The sequence below is a fragment of the Limnobacter sp. MED105 genome, assembly GCF_000170915.1.
Classification (GTDB): Bacteria; Pseudomonadota; Gammaproteobacteria; order Burkholderiales; family Burkholderiaceae_B; genus Limnobacter.
This window is the reverse complement of sequence record NZ_ABCT01000009.1, coordinates 106,057-123,190: the sequence shown is the minus strand read 5'-3', so window position 1 is coordinate 123,190 and position 17,134 is coordinate 106,057. Positions and strand designations below refer to the sequence as shown.

General features: G+C 51.3%; 13 protein-coding genes. 7 read left to right on the top strand and 6 right to left on the bottom strand.

The window, feature by feature from the left end:
• On the top strand, nucleotides 1–1,681 hold a 1,681-nt coding region (gene katG / locus LMED105_RS10020), incomplete at its 5' end, for a catalase/peroxidase HPI (RefSeq protein ID WP_008250793.1).
• A gap of 102 nt (nucleotides 1,682–1,783) precedes the next feature.
• Nucleotides 1,784–2,908 carry an enoyl-CoA hydratase/isomerase family protein gene (locus LMED105_RS10015; protein ID WP_040513182.1) on the top strand — a complete coding sequence of 375 codons (1,125 nt, stop codon included), beginning with the start codon at nucleotides 1,784–1,786 and terminating at the stop codon, nucleotides 2,906–2,908.
• On the opposite strand, the gene LMED105_RS10010 is transcribed toward LMED105_RS10015, so the two are convergent.
• Genes LMED105_RS10010 through LMED105_RS09995 form a run of 4 tightly spaced genes read right to left on the bottom strand, consistent with a single transcriptional unit; the run spans nucleotide 2,886 to nucleotide 8,488 of the window.
• Nucleotides 2,886–4,208: a hypothetical protein gene (locus tag LMED105_RS10010; RefSeq protein ID WP_008250778.1), complete on the bottom strand. Its 1,323-nt coding sequence runs from the start codon at nucleotides 4,206–4,208 to the stop codon at nucleotides 2,886–2,888. The two genes, LMED105_RS10015 and LMED105_RS10010, sit on opposite strands and share 23 nt — an antisense overlap.
• 53 nt (nucleotides 4,209–4,261) lie before the next feature.
• Complete coding sequence (locus tag LMED105_RS10005) at nucleotides 4,262–5,008, bottom strand: 3'-5' exonuclease (protein WP_008250777.1); 747 nt, start codon at nucleotides 5,006–5,008, stop codon at nucleotides 4,262–4,264.
• Between the two features lie 5 nt (nucleotides 5,009–5,013).
• On the bottom strand, nucleotides 5,014–6,873 hold the full coding sequence (locus LMED105_RS10000; protein ID WP_008250776.1) for a DUF294 nucleotidyltransferase-like domain-containing protein: 1,860 nt from the start codon (nucleotides 6,871–6,873) through the stop codon (nucleotides 5,014–5,016).
• 10 nt (nucleotides 6,874–6,883) lie between these two features.
• Nucleotides 6,884–8,488 (bottom strand): BCCT family transporter, encoded by a 1,605-nt coding sequence (locus LMED105_RS09995; protein WP_008250775.1) that lies wholly within the window; start codon nucleotides 8,486–8,488, stop codon nucleotides 6,884–6,886.
• Nucleotides 8,489–8,721: 233 nt separating this feature from the next.
• Here LMED105_RS09995 and LMED105_RS09990 point away from each other — a divergent pair, with 233 nt between their 5' ends.
• The 3 genes from LMED105_RS09990 (at nucleotide 8,722) to LMED105_RS09980 (ending at nucleotide 12,027) form a co-directional block, all read left to right on the top strand.
• Complete coding sequence (locus tag LMED105_RS09990) at nucleotides 8,722–10,836, top strand: TonB-dependent siderophore receptor (protein WP_008250774.1); 2,115 nt, start codon at nucleotides 8,722–8,724, stop codon at nucleotides 10,834–10,836.
• An 84-nt stretch (nucleotides 10,837–10,920) separates the two neighbouring features.
• The gene (locus LMED105_RS09985) at nucleotides 10,921–11,421 is read left to right on the top strand and encodes a thioesterase family protein (RefSeq protein WP_083797164.1); all 501 of its coding nucleotides are present in this window, start codon (nucleotides 10,921–10,923) and stop codon (nucleotides 11,419–11,421) included.
• 51 nt (nucleotides 11,422–11,472) lie between these two features.
• Nucleotides 11,473–12,027 carry a hypothetical protein gene (locus tag LMED105_RS09980; RefSeq protein WP_232222742.1) on the top strand — a complete coding sequence of 185 codons (555 nt, stop codon included), beginning with the start codon at nucleotides 11,473–11,475 and terminating at the stop codon, nucleotides 12,025–12,027.
• Nucleotides 12,028–12,082: 55 nt separating this feature from the next.
• On the opposite strand, the gene LMED105_RS16350 is transcribed toward LMED105_RS09980, so the two are convergent.
• On the bottom strand, nucleotides 12,083–13,702 hold the full coding sequence (locus tag LMED105_RS16350) for a hypothetical protein (protein ID WP_156799645.1): 1,620 nt from the start codon (nucleotides 13,700–13,702) through the stop codon (nucleotides 12,083–12,085).
• 751 nt (nucleotides 13,703–14,453) lie between these two features.
• Between LMED105_RS16350 and LMED105_RS09970 the strand changes: the two genes are divergently transcribed.
• Nucleotides 14,454–16,079 carry a two-component sensor histidine kinase gene (locus tag LMED105_RS09970; protein WP_008250752.1) on the top strand — a complete coding sequence of 542 codons (1,626 nt, stop codon included), beginning with the start codon at nucleotides 14,454–14,456 and terminating at the stop codon, nucleotides 16,077–16,079.
• A 5-nt stretch (nucleotides 16,080–16,084) separates the two neighbouring features.
• A complete protein-coding gene (locus LMED105_RS09965; protein ID WP_008250751.1) occupies nucleotides 16,085–16,720 on the top strand; it encodes a response regulator transcription factor in 636 nt (211 codons plus the stop codon).
• 174 nt (nucleotides 16,721–16,894) lie between these two features.
• Here LMED105_RS09965 and LMED105_RS09960 read toward each other — a convergent pair whose 3' ends face one another.
• Nucleotides 16,895–17,083: a hypothetical protein gene (locus LMED105_RS09960; protein WP_040513174.1), complete on the bottom strand. Its 189-nt coding sequence runs from the start codon at nucleotides 17,081–17,083 to the stop codon at nucleotides 16,895–16,897.
• Between the last annotated feature and the right edge of the window lie 51 nt (nucleotides 17,084–17,134).

Sequence of the window (17,134 nt, the reverse complement as noted above, 5' to 3'; positions counted from 1 at the left end):
TAAAGACGTGTATGAGCCAGAGGAAGTGTACTGGGGCCCGGAAACTGAAATGCTCGCCACCAGCGACAAGGCCAACAGCCGCTACACTGGCAAGCGCGACCTTGAAAATCCATTGGCCGCTGTGCAAATGGGTTTGATTTACGTGAACCCTGAAGGTCCGGATGGCAATCCCGATCCCAAGCTTTCTGCACACGACATTCGCACCACCTTCGGTCGCATGGCGATGAACGACTATGAAACCGTTGCACTGGTTGCAGGCGGCCACACATTCGGTAAGGCCCATGGTGCGGGCAACCCAGCACTGGTTGGCCCTGAACCCGAAGCCGCACCCATTGAAGAGCAAGGCTTGGGCTGGATCAACAAGCACGGCACTGGCAAGGGTGGCGACGCCACCACCAGCGGTATTGAGGGCGCGTGGAAACCCAATCCCACCAAGTGGGACATGGGCTACCTGGAAACCCTGTTCAAGTACGACTGGGAACTGACCAAGAGCCCGGCCGGCGCGCAACAGTGGAAGCCAAAAGGCAATGCGGGTGCAGGCACAGTGGTTGACGCACACGACCCCAACAAGAGCCACCAGCCCATGATGACCACGGCTGACATGGCACTGCGCATGGACCCGGACTACGAGAAAATTTCTCGCCACTTCCTGGCCAACCCAGACGAGTTTGCAGATGCCTATGCACGCGCATGGTTCAAGCTGACTCACCGCGACATGGGCCCAAAGAGCCGTTACATTGGCCCACTGGTACCAGCTGAAGATTTGATCTGGCAAGACCCAGTACCCGCCGCGGATTACAAGCATGCCGACGAGGCCGACGTGGCTTCACTGAAAGCCAAAGTACTGGCCAGCGGCTTGAGCATTCCTCAACTGGTGCGCACAGCTTGGGCTTCAGCCTCCACATATCGCAACAGCGACAAGCGTGGTGGTGCCAACGGTGCCCGCATTCGCCTGGCCCCCCAGAAAAACTGGCAAGCCAACAACCCTGCTGAATTGAGCAAGGTGCTGGAGCAACTGGAAGGCATTCAGAAGCAGTTCAATGACGCAGGCAACGGCAAGAAAATTTCCATCGCCGACCTGATCGTGATCGCAGGTGCTGCCGGTGTTGAAGCCGCAGCCAAGAAAGCCGGTCACGACATCAAGGTGCCTGTTGCTTTGGGTCGTACAGACGCAACGCAAGATCAAACCGATGTGGACTCCTTCGAAGTTCTGGAGCCCACAGCAGATGGTTTCCGCAACTACGCCCGCAAAGGCCTGGAAGGAACCGCTGCCGAGCGTTTGATCGACAAGGCCAGCTTGCTGGGCCTGACTGCACCTGAAATGACCGTGTTGGTCGGTGGCCTGCGCGCCATGAACGCCAACGTAGGTGGTGCCAAGCACGGTGTGTTCACCAAGCGTCCAGAAGCACTGACTACGGACTTCTTCACCAACCTGCTCGACATGAGCACCAAGTGGAGCAAGTCAACCAGCGCGGATGGCGTGCTGGAAGGCCGTGACCGCAAGACAGGTGAAGTAAAGTGGACAGGTACACTGGCCGATATGTGCTTCGGTTCAAACTCGCAACTGCGTGCTTTGTGCGAAGTGTATGCCGGTTCAGACGCCGAGAAGAAGTTTGTAAACGACTTCGTGGCCGCCTGGAACAAAGTAATGAACGCCGATCGTTTCGATCTGCACCATTAATTTGATCTGGTAGTTGCAAAAAGCCCGGTGCGAAAGCATCGGGCTTTTTTTATTGGTGTATCTTTTGCAGTCACTCTGAAAACCGTACATCACAATCAAAACATGTCAGCACCTGTCACTTTCAGCACTTTCACCACCGCCAGTGGCCACAGTTTCGGGCATGCGGTTTTGAATAACCCTGCTGCGCTCAATGCGCTCACCTTGCCCATGATCGACCTGCTCGATCCGCAACTCAAAAGCTGGGCTGAAGACGATTCAATCGCAGGTGTGGTGCTCAGTGCTGCTGGCGACAAGGCCTTCTGTGCGGGAGGCGACGTGGTTAGTTTGCACCACGCCAGCAAGCGGGTGGAAACAGGTGTTGTACCGCCAGAAGCCGAGGCTTTTTTCGAGCGCGAATACAGGTTGGACTACCGCATACACACTTACCCCAAACCCATTCTGTGTTGGGCACACGGCATTGTGATGGGCGGTGGCGTTGGCCTGATGGTGGGCGCCTCACACCGTGTGGTCAGCCCGAATGCACGCATTGCCATGCCGGAAATTCACATTGGCCTGTACCCGGATGTGGCGGGCACCTGGTTTTTGCACCGCATGCCCGCGCGAACTGGTTTGTTTTTGGCGTTGACCGGCGCAATCATCAACGCAGGCGATGCCTTGATCGGCAATTGGGCCGATGCAGTGGTACCTCACGATCAATTTGCAACAGTACTCAAGGCGGTAGCGCAAACCAATTGGACTGGTCAATTCAACCCGGACAAAGCCGTGTTGTCAGAATTGCTCAAACAGTTTGAAGTGGAAGCACCCACCGGTTTATTACATACACATGCCGAAGAGATCGATGCAGTAATGAATCAGAAATCATTGGCAGATATTGACCAGTCATTGCGAGAACTTCAACAAAGCAAAGTAACGTGGCTTGCAAACGCAGCACAGGCCTATGCGCACGGGTCGCCCACCTCTGCAGCCCTGTCGTTTGAATTGATGAACCGCCACGCAGGCGCTGATCTCGCCGATGTGTTGCGGCTTGAATACCAGGCCTCGATTGGCTGTTGTGTTCACCCAGACTTTCCGGAAGGTGTACGCGCCTTGCTGGTTGACAAGGACAAATCGCCAAAGTGGAAGCCAAGCAATTTAAGAGAAGTGACTACAACAATACTTGATGATATTTTAAGGCCCCGCTTCCAGGGCCCACACCCTCTAGACTTTAAAAATAGTAACCAAAATTGATGTTGAAGCGATGATTTCGAGTCGGGTTTGGGTTTGCTCCAAACCGACTATTAAAACCGCCATCGCCTCCGATGAAATCGTTGCCATTGCTGGTTGCGTATTCTGCATAGGTATACCATCCGCCAGCGGTGCCAAAAGCGGCACCGATCGTGTACAACTCACTGTCATTGAAGCCAGCTTCATCTTTCATAATCGAACTGTATTCGACAAATGGGATCACGTAATTCAGCCAAGCTATCGAAGGTGTCTCCAGGTAATAACTCAACGAAACAGCAGGAATAAATGCCTCACGCGCCACGGCAGTTGGGAATGCAAACGCGCCCATCAAAATTTCGCCCTGATTTGCCACCCCAGCCTGTTCGACATCGTAATCGTAGTGTGTGCCCTGAGTGGCCAAGGTGAAATTATTCCATTTGTTCACCATGTGCAAAGAGTAGGCCGACATGTCGCCGTCCCGCGTGGGATTACCAAGAACATTAACGCCCTTGCCGCGCATTTCGCCGTATTGGACCGAGAAACCCAAATCAGAATCAATCCCCGCCAACTTCGTCGAATAAATACCCCGCAAGTTCACCTGGTTCTCTTCTTCATAACCGTTGCCAACGCTGTCAGTAATCACATCGTAGGAATAGCGGTCTGCTTTTTTGGATCCGCCTTTGTAAGACCCCTCATCCTGCAGGTAATACCCTGCATCCCATTTCCAGTCGCCTGTAGTCCATGAATATTTCACACCCAAGTCCATGTCATCGGACAGGCCAACATAATAATGCTGATCAAAGAAAAAACTTTGTGAAACGCCGTACGGACCAGGACCAAACGGTACCCTGTTCACGCCCACTTGCACCTGGCTGCCGTTGGCATAGTTGTAACCCAACCAGGCGGTGTGCAACATGTGGTAGCCCGTACCAAACCCACCATAACCATCGTAAAAGCGATATTCGAACTTGCCCAACACATTTCCGTTCTCGTAATCCAGATTAATACGCGCAGTGTCCAACCCCACATTGCCACCATCCGGAAAAGCACGACTGCTTTCACCTCCGCCCGTGTCTTTCGGATAAGTACCTGCGGTGTAATTCACGCGCACTGCACCGCCCACTTTCAATCGACCACCCGCCACATTAAATGCCATGTCTGTGTCTGGTTGCGCTTCGACATTTGCGGTCGATTTCTCTGCCTCGGCCTTGGCCAGTGCGCGCTTGGTCTGTTCAAGTTCAGCTTCAAGCAGCCTGATTCGATCTTTTAAATCTGCCGCGCTTTCCTGTGCAATTGCAGGAATACCGAATGAGAATCCGGCCATTACAAGAGCACAGCAAGTTAGTTTATTTTGAATGATCACTGTTTTTATTCTCCTTAACTGAGGGGCAAAATTTCACTGACCGGGAATCCGTCAAGCGCATGATGCTGTATCTGGGCCTGGAGCAACTCAGCACAAGCCAAAGCGTCAACCAAGGCGTTATGAGGGCGGTAGAAAGGCAATTTGTAACGCTTCCGTATGTCTGGAAGTCGCAGGGAAGCACCTTGCGATTTTCTGAACATGCGCTCAAAAAGCCCTGAATTCTGATGATCAGAAAAATGTCGCTCAATACCCATCGTATCAATCACTGGAAATACGATTCCTTCGCCGACCCGATATTGCAACGCAGTGTCAAGAAACCGCGTCTCTATGGCTGCACAATGGGCCACTGCCAGCTTGCCTGACATCATCTTCAGTAACTCTGGAAGTACATCAATCAAGTCAGGAGCATTGGCAATATCGGAATGCGTAATACCGTGTATCGGGATGGTGTCCGAACGAAGTTTCGCAGCAGGCTTTAAAATCCAATACCGGCTTTGTCCCAACATAATCCGGTTTGACATCAAAGGTACTGCGCCAATACTGATGATATCGTCATACTCGGGGTTCAAGCCGGTTGTTTCAAAATCAATTGCCAACATCGGCGCCTGACCCAAAGTCAATTGCTCATCCAGCGAGAATGAGGCGTAATAAGATTGAAGGTCCGGATGTTGTGCAACTTTGGCAGCCTGCTCAACAGGTGATCTCCATGAGCGCTGTACATTCGATTTCAAAAATCCTTTCAACTTTGGCAAAGGCATCATGACGTTCACTGACCGCGGCTAGACTGATACCGAAACTTCAAAAAAGTCTGGGCATCACTCAGAATCTGGAATGCGTCTTTTAAATTCTTTCGCTCAAAATCGGACAACTTCTTGGGATCTACGTTATTGTCAGGCTTACCACCCGACTCAAGACTAATCGCCTGATGCCGAATTCGCACCATGGATATCAATTCCATAGAGTCTCGAATATTGGCCACCTGCCCCTTCACCAAAATGCCCGACTTTTCAATGTCGGCCAAACGCGCAAACGAATTGCGAGAGTGACTTCCCACAGACAGGGCATGCACACGAATCAGATCAGCCAATGGCGCTGTGCCGCGCCGCTTCATATTGATTGTTTTGGTTTGGCTACCATCCATCTCCATGACAAAATCTTTGAAAAACCCCAACGGCGGAGTTCGCAAAATGGCATTGCGCGCCATAGATGACAAAAATCTGTAGGAAGCACTACCTTTGCTTCGGATCAACTGATTCAGCTCCTTGGCAAATGCAGTTTCACCCCACACGCCATCAAGATCAAAAAACACATTGCTGTTCAAAAGTCCCTCAGGACTTGGGTTGTTGATCCAGTCCAGAAAAGTGGATTTCCACTGAGCCAGAGGCATCCGCCATTGCGGGTTGCTCGCCATTATTTTTCCGGTGCAGTGGTCATAGCCACAAGCGTTCAGACCATCGCAAACAAGATTTGCAAGCCTTTCAAAATACTGACCATGCAGCGCAGGGTCGTACCGATCATCAATGATCAAAGCATTGTCCTGATCAGTGACTATCAATTGTTCTTCGCGTGCCATGGAGCCCAATGCCAGAAAACAACAGGGCACCGGCGGGGAACCCAACTCCTGCACGGCAAGCTCCAATAATTTTTGTTTAAAGCTGCGACCGATGGCTGCCATGGCGCTGCCGACCATACGAGAGTTGGCATCTTCTTGCACCATTCGGACAAAAGCTGCCTGGACATCTTTCTTCAAGGCTGCCAGTTCAACAACTGAAGTCGAATTGAAAATGCTGTTCACCAAAAACAAACTGTTTCTGGACTGGTATTTGACCAAATCAGATTGCGACACCATACCCACCACTTCACTGTTCTTTAAAACAGGCACATGCTGGGTGTTATTGCGCAACATCAGCATCATCGCCTCGAACACCAGTTGGTTGTGGTTCACAGTTCCAGGACTCTCGGTCATGATGTGCCGGATAGGCGTGCTGTAGGGCAAGCCCTTGGCCACCACACGATCGCGAAAGTCCTGATCTGTCACAATGCCGATCAAAGACTGCGACTCGTCTTGCACAATCACGGCAGTTTGATTTGACTGTGCCATTTGAACCGCAGCCTCTTGAACAGGTGTGTCGCCGCTCAAACACAAAGGCGAGTTACTGATTAGCTGATCGATGTTGGCGGTAAACAGCACATTGTTCTGATGACTTCTGGAAACCGCCTGCTTCAATCGAGTGTTGTCTTCAATTTCCACGTAGTCAGCAAAAGCCTCGCATTGCTCGAACAATGTGCCGAATACGGTTGCAGGAATCAGATAGCACAAGGTGTCTTCCAGCGCCTTGGCTGGAAAACGTACTTTCTTGCCCCGCAACAATCCAAATTCGCCGAAGTAGCCACCCTCACAGAGACGGTTATACAACTGCCCATCTCTACGAAATACTTCTACAGCGCCACTGCGAATGACAAACCAATAATTTGCAGGTTCGTCAAAACTGAGAATAGGTGAACCAGCCTTGAAATAGCTGATTTCAAGATTAGCGAGGACGAGTTGAACATGCGCCTCGCCAAGACTGTTCAAAGGCGCATGCTTCTGAAAAAACTCGATGATTTCTAGTTGTTCAGCATTCATGCGAAATCCATCAGGCGCGTGGCTCGCTGGCCAAGCCCTTGATCACGGCAATGGTTGCGACCAGAAGCACGATAGTAAATGGAAATCCGGTAGAAACCGACATCGCCTGGAGAGCAGCCAAGCCACCACCCAAGATCAGCGCAATCGCTACCAGCCCTTCAAATACGCACCAGAATACCCGTTGGGGCGTAGGCGCGTCGACCTTGCCACCCGCAGATATGACATCGATTACCAATGACCCCGAGTCTGAAGACGTAACAAAGAAAACAATCACCAATATGATGGCCACAAAGGAGGTGATTTGCGCCAAAGGCAATGCTTCCAACATCAGAAATAACTGCAAAGGTAACTCGGCCTCGGCAGCTGCCTTGTAACCCTCGCTAACCACCTGCTCAATGGCCACTCCGCCAAACACCGACATCCAGAGCACACACGCCAAAGATGGAACCAGCAATACCGACACAATAAATTCACGTACGGTACGACCACGAGAGACCCGTGCAATGAACATGCCTACAAATGGCGACCAGGATATCCACCACGCCCAGTAAAATGCAGTCCAACCCTGTGTGAAATTGGCGTCCTCTCTCCCTACAGGATTGGACAGGGCTGGAAGATATTGTATGTAGGCCATCAGGTTATCAAGCACGCCTGTCAGAATCAGTAGCGTAGGCCCCACTACAATGACAAAGAGAAGCAGCGTGACCGCCAGCAACATGTTGATCTCGGACAAGCGCTTGACCCCCGCATCCAGCCCGGCAACCACCGACATAAGCGCGACGGCAGTAATACCGATGATCAACAATACCTTGCTGGTGTCATTGGCAGGAAAGTCAAACAGAAAATTAAGGCCTGCGGCAGCTTGTGATGCACCAAACCCCAACGAAGTAGCCAAACCGAACAGGGTGGCAAGAATTGCCAGAATATCGATGATATGCCCAGGCCAACCCCACACGCGCTCTCCCAGCAATGGGTAAAAGATCGACCTGATGGTCAACGGCAATCCTTTATTAAATGAAAAGATTGCCAAACCCAATGCGATGATTGCGTATATGCCCCAAGGATGCAAACCCCAATGGAATATTGTGGCGGCCATCCCCAATTTTGCGGCAGCTTCAGGATCACCTGCCGCACCACCCAGCGGAGCCCAGTCGGTTCCACCTACCGAACTTGAATAATGTGAGAGCGGTTCTGACACACCATAGAACATCAAACCGATACCCATACCTGCAGCGAACAACATCGAAAACCAACCCAAATACGAATAGTCGGGTTGGGCCTCGGTGCCACCTAACCGTACCCTTCCAAGTGGTGAGACGGCGATACCCAAACACACCAGAATGAATACATTGGCTGCACTCAAGAAGAACCAGTCAAGATTTGACGTGAGCCAGTTGCGCATGGAAGTGAAGAGGGGTGCTACGTCGTTCTGAAATGCCAGGGTAAGAATGACAAATGCAACCACTGCCAAACCAGAAATCGCAAACACACGATTGTGTATGTCGAGTCCGAATGGACCGACCTTCATCACGATATTGTCCTGCCCCACTTTGTAGTCTGTATTGATAGGATTTACGGCACCGTCGGGTGCCATCAAATCTTTGCTGTCGCTCATCTTTTTCCTCAGATTTTCTTGGGATCAGCTTTTACCTTAACAGAGATTAAGGCAGACCAAACACCCCATTTATTTCATAAAACTAACTATTTTCAAAGATCCATCAAATAATAATGAGAGTCATTACTATTTATTTCGTGCCTTCAGCGCATTGGCAGCGCCCCACCTATTAAAAATGATTATCATTACCAATCCATCAGATTCTTTCTTTCATTCCTTTCTTGGTGTGCACTATGTCTTTCAAACTCAAAACCACCGTCCTGGCCATGGGCCTGGCCGGCTTGTCCTCCGCTTGGGCGCAAAACAACGCCCTTCCTGAAGTCAAAGTTTCTGCGGAAACAGAAAGTAGCTCGGGCACCGTGCCCTATGCAGGTGGTCAGGTGTCACGCCAGGGAACACTCGGGGTTTTGGGCACCAACGATGTCATGGACATTCCGTTCAGCACGGTTAATTTCACATCCACCCTGCTTGAAAACCAACAGGCACGAACCCTGAAAGACGTACTTGAAAATGATGCCTCGGTGCGCGTACTCACAGGTACCGGCGGCTTTGGTGAAGACTTTCAAATTCGTGGTTTCAACGTGCCCAGTGGCGATGTTGGCTTGAATGGTTTGTATGGTCTGGTGTCCTCCAGCCGTTTGCCAATTGAAATTCTGGAACGCGTCGAGCTGCTGAAAGGCCCTGGTGCTTTGGTCAATGGCATTGCCCCCAATGGCAGTGTAGGCGGCGGAATCAATGTGGTCACCAAGCGTGCAGATGACATTCCACTAACAAGGCTTGAAACCAGCATTCAAAGCGAAGGTCAGGTAGGTGCACACCTGGACATTGGTCGCAGATTTGGCGAAAACAACGAATGGGGTGTTCGCTTCAACGGCGTGCTTCGCGATGGCGAAGGCAGCATTAAAAATGGCGATGCTGCACTGGGGCTTGCAGCCATTGGGCTGGATTACCGTGGCCGCCAATTGAGATGGTCACTCGATGCCTTTGAGCAGCGTGAGGACATTGAGGAATTGCGCCCGCAAATTGGCATTCCAGCCACGTTGAGCGCGGTGCCTGCTCCACCCCCAGGCGACCTGAATTTTTACCCGGGCAACCCCCTAGAACTGCAAGACACCACCGTGGCGAGCAAGTTTGAATACGACATCAATGAGCACGTAACCACCTATGGTGGTTTGGGTTATCGCCAAGGCGATGCCACGCAGGTATTTCCTGTGACCGGAGGTGATCTGGATGAACAAGGCAACTTCACCGTGCGCGGTACGTTCTTTGACTCTTACTCCAAAACAAGCAGCATGGATGCTGGTGTTCGACTGAAGTTCAACACAGCCAGTGTGAAACACACCGTGAATGTGGGCGTCAGTTTGCTTGAACAGGAAAACGGCAATGTGTTTGTATCTGGGGGTGCCAATGTACCCTCGAATATTTACAACCCAACACCGTTACCACCAGTAGGGCAACCGCGCCGTGGCCCTGCCAAAGCCAGTGAAAGTACCTTGTTCAGTTATGTGTTGTCCGACACCATGGCGTTCATGGACGACCGCTTGCTACTCACCTTGGGTGCACGAGATCAAACCGTGGAGCAAGACGGCTTCAACACCACCACAGGTGCTGTAACCAGTTCCTACAACGCAAGCTCCATTTCCCCCTTGGTTGGCGTGGTGTTCAAAGCCACGCCCAGCACATCGATCTACAGCAACTACACAGAAGGCCTAACACGCGGCACCATCGTGGGCCCGGCATTTGCAAATGCGGGTGAAGTACTGGCCCCATTTAAATCGCCACAATTTGAAATTGGTGTGAAAAAAGATTGGGGACGCATTACAACCACCGCAGCGGTGTTTGAAATTTCCAGACCCAACCTGCAAACCAACGCAGCCACCAACACCTCAAACTACGATGGAGAGCAACGCAACCGAGGGCTTGAGTTGGGCGCATACGGCGAGGTCTTCCCGGGCCTGCGCGGCATGGCCAGTGCCTTGTTCAACGACGCTGAATTGAGCAGCACTGCAGGTGGTGTTAACCAAGGCAATGAAGCACCGAGCGTGCCCCGCCAAACCTTCAGCCTTGGCCTGGACTATGACTTGCCTTGGCTACCCAAAGCCAGCGTGAATGGTCGCATCATCAACACCTCCGAGATGGCAGTGAACGCAGCCAACAACCTGAGTGTGGCTGGATGGACACGCTACGACATTGGTGCCCAATACCGCACCAGCCTGGGCAACAAACCCCTGATATTGCGCGCCAATATTGAAAACCTCACCGATGAAAACTACTGGTTGGTCAGCGGCACTTTTGCCTCAGTTGCAGCACCGCGTACGTTCATCGTGTCGGCTTCAGTGGATTTTTAAGCAAGACTTTCATTGACTTGGATCTCGGGTGGCGGTCAAATCACAGCTTGTTGTTTTCACTCTGTGTTTGGCACCACCCACTTCATGACCAACTCGAACATTTTCAAAGACAGCGATATTCAAACCATCGCCGCAAGCGACACACCATCAGGCGTGTGGCAATGCACCCCACAATTTGTGGGCAAGTTAACGGTGCAGCCAGAACATCTCGACGAATTTGAACACACCAACAACACCATTTACCTGGTGTGGATGCAGGCCATTGCGGCGCTGCATTCAGCTCAACTGGGACTAACCTTTCAAGACTTTGTAGAATTGGGCTATGGCTGCGTGGCACGCCAGCATCACCTGGAATACAAACGCCCCACCTTCGCCGGGGACACACTGTGGGTGGCCACCTGGATCAGTCACAACGAGGGCAAAGCCGACATGACCCGCCAATACCAGTTTGTGCGAGAAAGTGACCAAGCCACAGTGATGCTGGGGCACACCCAGTGGGTGTGCATCGACATGAAAACCGGCAGACCTAAAAAGCAGCCGCCCCGTTTTATTGAAGCTTACCGGGCAGTGATCCATCCCAACTAAACCAACAGTCGTTACACTCTTAACAATTGTTGAATAGTTGGTAATGTGATGATGGACAGAATACTGGTACTGAACGAAAAGTTCGCCTGCACCATGGGCTTGGCCGTATTCATCGGCGTACCGGGTGCAACCCACGATCACGCGCACTGGACACACCAAATTGCAATCGACATGGATGGCCACGATGTGGAGTGCTTTTGCGACGGGCAATGGATCAGATCAATCGGCGTGTTTGTGCCAGCCGGTCACCCCCATCGAGTTGACAGCGGCCGCCAAATAAACTTGTTTTTTGATGCGTCGGTGGATTGGATCGACGAAGTATTCGGCGGAGCACTCGACACTTCTTGCGGAAGGGTACTGGACCGAGACACTCTGCAAGGCATTCAAAGCTGTTTTTATGAAGGAATAGACATCGAAACCGGCATGTCAGTTTTTGCCGAAGCCTTCGAGTTGAAACGCCAAAACATGGTCAACCCGAACATTGAGCGCCGCTGGGAAGAGGTGCTAAGAAAGGTGCAAGCAATTCAGAAAGATCAAGGTGACAAAACCGATCCTGAATACAGCAAGCTTGGTGCATTGTTTATGACCTCAATCGACCCCCACTGAAACGAAAAGAGCGCATTCGAAGGTGCGCTCTTTTCTTCAACCCACCAGTTTCAATTTACCGCAATTCCACCGCCTCAACGGGTGCAGTATTTTGCTGGCTCGGGGCATTCATTTCGAAAGTCTGTTGACCATTGCTGGTGGTAATGAAACCCGTCATTCTCCGCACGGTCGGGGTAGTAATGTCGTCAAACCGGATCTGGAAGGTGCCCATACTCACACCCACAGTGGTCCGAATATCGAGATGCATGATGAAACCAGGATCCTCAGGGTCAGGAATTAAGAAGTCATCCAGAGCGCCCCATGAAAGTGTTGTGTTCACATCACTCCCCAACTGGGTTTTGCCAGTCAACGTCACATCCCCAGTTGATGTAATTGCAGCAGTATTGGTCACTGTCGTGAATGGCCCAAATGGACTGCCCGACGATGACACAGTTGCGGGGCTGGTCCAAGTTCCTGCCAGTGATTCAAAAATCTGAGGTGCCACTTCTCCCCAAGCTCGTACTTCGTTGCGGAACTGGATTTCGCTGTTTCCACCTGCACTGCCCTCGATGAAACCATTCGGATCAATGAACACATTCAAAAACTCATCAATGTCCGCCCCATGATTCAAAAACAGCTGACCAATGAAAGGGTTTAACTGTGTGGTGAGTGCGCCCTGATTCGTGCGATTGAAAATTGTAGTGCCGTCTGCCCCTTTCAATTCCATAGACCAATTTTGCTCGGTTCCTGACAAGGTCAGCATGCCCTGTCCGTATAAGCTCTCGCGCCCTGCAGGCACTTTGTGAATGGCCACTGGCCATGTTCCGGTAACCGCTGCCAGAAATTGGTCGCGCGTGGAATTGGAGTTGTACTCGCCGATCGCTGCGGCACCCAATGATTCTTGGGCCACACCAGTTCCGCCGCCTGTATTGCCACCACCGGTGTTTCCGCCCCCGCCAGTGTCGGGTTCCTCAGTCATGGCCATTGGAAAGGACTCATCTTCTTCGAAATTGCCACGAGCCGTGTCGTAGTCGATCCCTGCGTTTTCGATCCCTGCTTGAATGTCTTCAAGCAGCCGGTCAATGCTATCTGCAGGCGGTGTGGTACTTGGGGTAAAAGCCAATGTCAAAGGCGCTGTGCTGCCGGAAGTCCATGTGCTGGGGATTGTGTAGCCCTGCGTCACCAAAAGGGTACGCAGACTTTCCAACTCTGCTGGCAGATTATTGCCCGATGCCCATACGGGATTGTCAAACCAAGCCGCAATGCCACCACCTACTGCAGCGGTCAAGGCCAAATCCGTCAACTGAGTAATGTTGATGGTGCTTGCATTGCTGCTCGAGGCGAAAGAATGCAAAGCGCTAAAACCAGCCGGGAGGTTTCCTCCTGTGGCCTGCAAGGCACAAGGAAAACTGTCTGATGGAATTTCAACGGTGTAAGCGCCGGCTGCGGTGGTGGTGGTTGTAATTGCCGTAGCCGCATTTTCGCACTTGATCGTGACGGTTGCTCCACTCACCGGGGCACCCACTGCCACTGCACCACTCACCGTGCTGGCGGCAGGGGCTGTGGTACCTCCTCCGCCCGCTGACGCACCACCAGCAGCACCATCGCCTCCGCCACCACAGGCGACCAATACTGCACTCAACCCGATGGCACTGCACATCGCCCTTAATTTATATTCTGAAATAGAAAAGTACATTTTTAGACTCCGCTTTAAACTCGTTTCACATTACGTTTCAAGCGGCATAACGACAATCCCGGGAACACGGGATTGAATCTTGGTCAAGGCCCCAGCGAACTTGGGTTTCAGCATTTTTTGCGCTAACATTCGCACATCATTTAATAAATAATACAAATGTCCAATAGCGGACAAGCTGCCATCGCTTTATTGTTTCAACAATATAAAGACGGACTTCGTTGTTTTGCGAAATAAAATCCTGGTTCTCCCCGCACAGGGGCTAAGCGCTGCCCTTTTCTACGTATTTATTCTTGCCAGCCTTACCGTATGGCAATCACTTCAGGCTCCCTGGCTTGGTCTTACCATCAAAGCCAATTCGGATCAGTTAATCGCCTCAGTTACCCGCGGACCCTCAGCCCGCATCCCCGAAGGAGCGATCCTCGAAGCTATCTCACCCGCCCCTAACTCGCCTTGGCTGGAACTGCAGGCTCTCGATGTGATGGAAGAGCCCGACCTTCTACCTGGCTACACGGAATTGGATGCCTTCTTCGCAAGGCAAGGAGAAATTGCTCAAATTCTTGATTCGCCCACTGTCTTTATCCAATGGCAAAATCCTGTCAACGGACAAACCCAATCCACCTTGGTAGAACCAGGGGAACGACCACTCTCCTCTTTGCCCACTCTGTTCTGGTTTCAAATTCTAATCTGCAGCCTAGGCTGTCTCATCGCCGTCTGGGTATGGGTGCTTCAACCCCGGGAACTCGGCGCAACAATGTTTGGAATTACAGGCCTGCTGTTTCCAGCATTCGTGCTACCGGCAGCAATCTATAGCGGTCGAGAACTGGCGCTCAGCGAAAACCTGTTCTTCTCGATGAGCGTCGCCAACCAATTGGGCAGCAAAATGTTTGGTAGTGCATTCGTGGGTATTTTCATGATGCACCCTGTTCGACTGGTAAACGTGAGATGGCTCTATGGCCTGTTTGTACTCATGTTTTGCTGGTGGATTGTTAACGCTGGCAGACTGGTATCCAGCATGGATATCGGGCTGCGTGCGGCCATTGTTCTTCTTTTGCTGCTCTCTTTCTGGTTCGGTTTTCAACAATGGCGCAAGACCAAAGGCAAACCATTACAACGTGCCTCATTGCGCTGGTTGGCGCTGTCTCTGCTACTTGGCGCGTCTTTGTATATTTTTCTATTCACGGCCTCAGCAGGTTTAGGATGGATTACGGCCATTCCACAGGGTTACGCCTTTGGCTTTTTCTTGATGATTTACATTGGAATTGCGCTCGGTATTGGTCGGTATCGCCTGTTCGATCTTGACGTGTGGGCTTATCGTCTGCTTCTCTGGATTGCTGCCACACTCGCCGTGGTTTTACTGGATACCGCACTGATCTTTTTACTCGACTGGTCTCAAGGTTTGGCACTTGGCGTGTCGCTATGGATTTGCGGTGTATTGTACTTTCCAATTCGCCAGTGGTTGTGGCAAAAACTCGTATCCAGAAAGGCGCCTGAGCTACCTACCTTACTCCCCGAGTTATTGCTGATTGCATTCTCTGGTACTGCGGAACAGCGTGCCAAGCAGTGGCAAAGATTGCTGCGAACCATTTACACGCCTCTGCAAATACGGCAAAGCAGTAGTACCGCCAAAAAGGCAGAACTTTTCGAGAGTGGCCTTGCATTGCTTGTACCAAGCTGCGCCGGTATGCCTGCTTTTGAATTGATACACCGTGGTCAGGGCAAGCAACTTTTCTCCACGATGGATACGCAATTCGTCAATGCACTCGCAGAGTTGATGGGGCAAGCCGACGCTGCACGAGCCTCGAAGGAACAAGGCGCCATTGAGGAGCGCAAACGAATTACCCGAGACATACACGATGATGTTGGCGCACGCTTGTTGATGCTGATTCATAGCAGCGAAAACCCGAAGCAAGCAGAATTGGCCCGCTCGGCCATGGAAGACCTTCGCACTGCACTGAGCAATATTGATGGCTTACCAATACGTCTTGAAGATGCTGTGGCAGATTGGCGCGACGAGGCCAACCAACGATGCGATGCAGCGAAAATTCAGCTGCATTGGGAAAATAAACTTGAATCGAGTAGCCAATGGCTGCAACCACGCTTGAAAACCCTGCTGCAACGCGCATTTCGGGAATGCATGACCAACGCAATCAAGCATGGAAAACCCAGCACCATCTCTACAACAATCCAGATGCTGAACGATAGATTGATTATTTTAGTGACCCACAACGGCGAACGCAGCGACCCAACACAATGGACACCCGGTATAGGCACAAAAGGATTACTGGATCGTTTGGCAACATGCGACGGCATCTTAGATGCGCGATTAACACCATCAGGTGAAACCGAAGTACGCATACAAGCACGTATCTGCCCCTGACCATCATGAATAAAATACTTATTGTTGATGATTTGCCCCAAGCTCGCAGTCTTCTTGCCAACGCAGCTGAAAAGGCCTTTCCCGAAACCACAATTGAACTTGCAGACTCACTGAGAGCTGGGCAGCAAGCCGCAGCAAACTGTCAGTTTGATCTCGCTCTCATCGATCTATTGCTGCAAGATGGGCATGGAACCGAACTGATTAGCGAGATGTCGCACACGCAACCCAACTGCACACTGGTGGTGGCCAGTGTCATGGGAGATGACGACAACCTGTTCAAAGCGCTTCAGGCAGGCGCCCAGGGATATTTGCTGAAAGATCAAAGCCAGGATCAATTGATCTTTCAGCTTAGCGGAATTGCAAATGGCAGCCTGCCTTTGTCACCCTCCATTGCAAGAAAACTCATGCAGTACTTTCAACCAAACCAGGGTGAGCAATCAGCAAGTACTGCGGTATTGAGTGTTAGAGAAATTGAAGTGCTGGGTTTTCTGGCGAAGGGTATTCGCTTGGTGGATATCGCCAAGCAACTTGAAATTTCACACCACACAGTAGGCGATCATGTGAAAAATATTTATCGAAAACTAAATATCAACTCCCGCGCCGAGGCAGCAATCAAGGCGCAGGGGTTTGGGCTACTCTAAAACAAATTACCTAACAGTAATCACATCCCTGTTATTCCTCCTGTGGGGTTTCTCGGTCAAGTGCAGCAACGTGTCTGCATGGAAATCAGTTTGACCGCCACGCCTTAACCTAAACCGTGCTGTTCCATGAACAACACGCCACGGGAAGATGAATACAAAATGAATAAACAGGCTTCAGGAAGGGTCTTCAGAAAGAATGCCGGAAGTCACCGCATTGCGAAGAAACTGCTTTTCATAATGGCGGTTGCGGCGCGCCTTTTTAGCCTTCGCGCGTTTGCCGTATCGTTTGTCGACAACCAGCTCATCCAGATTGCTCAATTGATCCGGGCTTTCAACCTGCTTCATTGAATTTCGCTTCGCCATGGGTGCTACCTTTGCTACAACTGCTTTGAGTAAAATCATAAAACAAAACAA